2 protein-coding genes are annotated in these 3,189 nt (G+C 67.3%); both read left to right on the plus strand.

The genetic code is table 11. From position 1 onward, the window contains the following. The coding region (locus AB4Y84_RS17330) for an ATP-binding protein (RefSeq protein WP_442250533.1) at positions 1-2,268 on the plus strand (2,268 nt) is incomplete at its 5' end. Next, complete coding sequence (locus AB4Y84_RS17335) at positions 2,265-2,906, plus strand: response regulator transcription factor (protein WP_336024943.1); 642 nt, start codon at positions 2,265-2,267, stop codon at positions 2,904-2,906. The genes AB4Y84_RS17330 and AB4Y84_RS17335, both read left to right, overlap by 4 nt. The last annotated feature ends 283 nt before the right edge of the window (positions 2,907-3,189 follow it).

Genomic DNA, 3,189 nt, shown 5'->3' on the forward strand with positions numbered 1-3,189 from the left:
CTGCTGGGCAGCATGGTGGTGGCACTGCTGCTGGCCACCGGTGGCGTGCTGATCCTGCGTGCCTACCGGCGTTCGGTGATCGAACCACTGCGCCGCAACCATGCGCGGTTGCTGGAAAGCGAAGCCTTCAGCCGTACCATCCTCGACAACGCACCGATCGGATTGTGCCTGCTGCGTCGCACCGATGGCCGCGTGCTGCTGGACAACGCGCTGGCGCGTCAGTGGTTGGGGGAAGACCACGACGAGGGTGGCTGGCACGGGCCCTGGCGACGCAGCGTGCTCGCCGCCGGCGGCACCGCCACGGGCGACGGCCTGGCCTACACCACGCCGGACAACCGCCACCTGCTGATCACCGCCACGCCCGCGCGCTATCGCGGCGAACCCGCTGTGCTGTGCCTGTTCATCGACCTCAGCAGCCAGCACGAGGCCGAGCAGGTGCAGCAGCAGGCACGGCGTGCGGCCGACCAGGCCAACCGCGCCAAGAGCCAGTTCCTGGCCACCATGAGCCATGAGATACGCACCCCGCTGTACGGTGTGCTCGGCACGCTGGAACTGCTTGGCCTGACCCCGCTGGATGCGCGCCAGCAGGACTACCTGGACACGATCCAGCGCTCGTCATCGACATTGATGCAGCTGATCAGCGACATTCTGGATGTCAGCAAGGCCGAGGCCGACCAGCTGAGCCTGGAACCCGGCGCGTTCGATCCGGTGCGGTTGACCGAAGACGCACTGGACTCCTACGCCGCTGCCGCCGCACACAAGGGCCTTCAGTTCTACGCCTGCATCGACCCGGACGTGCCGGCTGCGGTCAACGGTGATGCCGCGCGCATCCGCCAGATCCTCAACAACCTGATCAGCAATGCGCTGAAGTTCACCGACAGCGGTCGGGTCGTGGTACGCCTGGGTGCACAGCACGTCGATGATCGCTGCTGGCTGCGCTGGCAGGTGGCCGATACCGGCATCGGCATCGCCAGCGAGCACCAGGCACATCTGTTCGAACCGTTCTTCCAGGCCAACCCGGGCACCGATGCCATGCGTGGCACCGGACTGGGCCTGGCGATCTGTGCGCACCTGACCGCGATGATGGACGGCCACCTGCGGGTGGTCAGCGAAAGCGGCCTGGGCAGCAGTTTCTCGGTCGAACTGCCGCTGCCTGAGGCAGTACCCGATCCGCTGCAGGCGGCCTCACCGCAGTTGCCGGCAGGGCTACCGGTGCAGGTTCGCGGCAGCGTTCGCGAGCTTGCACAATCGATATGCGATCGGCTGCAGCAGCGTGGCGCACAGGCCAGCGTGCACCGCGACGATGCGCCGGCGCTTGCCGACCCTGGCACGGTGATGCTCGACCTTGTGCTGGACGAGGGTGTGCCTGCGTGGAGTGGACCGCAGGTGGTGGCCTGCCGCGAAGGCGGAATGCAGCCGCAACAGGTGCAGGGACATTGGCAGGTCGGCGTGCATCGCCTGGATGCGATCGTGATGGCGCTGGCGGCTGCGGCAGGGCGGGCACTGCCCGCCGAGGTCAACGGGCGTCTGCCCGCGACACGCAGGTTCGGTGGGCTGCAGGTACTGGTCGCCGAAGACAACCCGATCAACCAGGCGATCCTGCGTGACCAGCTGGAGCAGCTCGGCTGCCACGCTGTGGTCGCCAGCGACGGCAATGAGGCCCTGCGCTATTGGCCGCAGCGTCCTTTTGCCTTGGTGTTGACCGACCTCAACATGYCGGGACTGGACGGTTACGGTCTGGCCCGTGCATTGCGCGCGCGTGGAGTTGGCGTACCGATCCATGGCGCAACCGCCAACGCCGACCCGGCCGAACGGCAACGCTGCCACGAGGCAGGGATGCAGGGGGTGCTGGTCAAGCCGATCACCCTGGCAGCACTGCAGCGCCTGCTGACCCAGGTTGCAGCCGGGCCGCACAGCGAACCCAGCGACGACGATGCCGATGCTCCGCTGCAGGTTCCGGAAAAGATGCAGGCGTTGTTCGTGCAGACCATGCAGGCCGACCTGGACAGCCTGCAGCGGGCGATCGGCGATGCCTCGCCCGAACGCGTGGCACAGGTGCTGCACCGCATCCGCGGCGCACTGGTGATCGTCGGCGCACCGGCACTGGTGGCACACGGCCAGAAGATCGAACAACAGATCGGTGACGGCGACACGCTGCCTGCACTGGCCGGGGCGCTCGACCACTTCCAACGGCGCCTGCAGCGGCTGCTGGAACCATTGACGCACATCGCCGCCCCCTCACCTTCCCGCAACCCGACACTGCCATGACCACCCGCATCCTCATCGCTGACGACCACCCGATCGTGCTTGCCGGCATCCGCGATGTCCTGGCCGGCGAACTGGACCTGGACGTGGTCGGCGAGGCCGCCGATCCGGCGACCCTGATCGAGCTGATGACGAGCACCCGGCCCCACGCGGTGATCACCGATTACAGCATGCCCGGTGGTGACAGCTTCGGCGATGGCATCAAGCTGATCTCATTCCTGCGCCGCAGCTTCCCGGACACGCATGTACTGGTATTGACGATGGTCTCCAACCCTTCGCTGGTGGCAGCCATGTATGCCGCTGGCGCGGGCGGCGTGGTGCTCAAGAGCCACGGCCTGGGCAGCCTGGTGCAGGCGCTGCGCACGGTGCTGGCCGACCGCATCTATCGCCCGCCCGGACTGATGCCGGTTGCCGCGGCGGAACCGGCCGATGCCGCGGTGGTGCTGGCGCGCCTTTCCCCACGGGAACTGGAAGTGATCCGCCTGTTCACCGGCGGCATGAGCGTGGGCGACATCGCCCGCCAACTGCAGCGCAGCGCGAAGACGGTCAGTACCCAGAAGATCAGCGCGATGCGCAAACTGGGCGTGGACAGCGACCAAGCGCTGATCGAGTACTGCCTGCAGGCCTCGTTGTTCGCCTGAGGCGTCCACAACGCTGAACCGTGCCCGGCCCATGCGCCGGGCACGAAGTGCTTTAGGAAACGCCTGATTCCATAGGACAGGGCTGATTTCTAGTCTGGATGCATCCCGCCACGGTGACGACGTCCCATCGTCATCGCGTTACCGGCGGGAGGGAAACCGGATGGCGCCTGCAGCGGCCATCGCACGCGGTTTCCACAGCGACGCGGCCCTGCCGCGTCAGATCGCGCAGCCGCGCTGCGCCCTGCCACAGGAATCCAACAGCATGAACGCCTCTCCCCCACGG

It is taken from the genome of Stenotrophomonas sp. 2YAF22 (assembly GCF_052114665.1).
GTDB classification, from domain to species: domain Bacteria; phylum Pseudomonadota; class Gammaproteobacteria; order Xanthomonadales; family Xanthomonadaceae; genus Stenotrophomonas; species Stenotrophomonas indicatrix.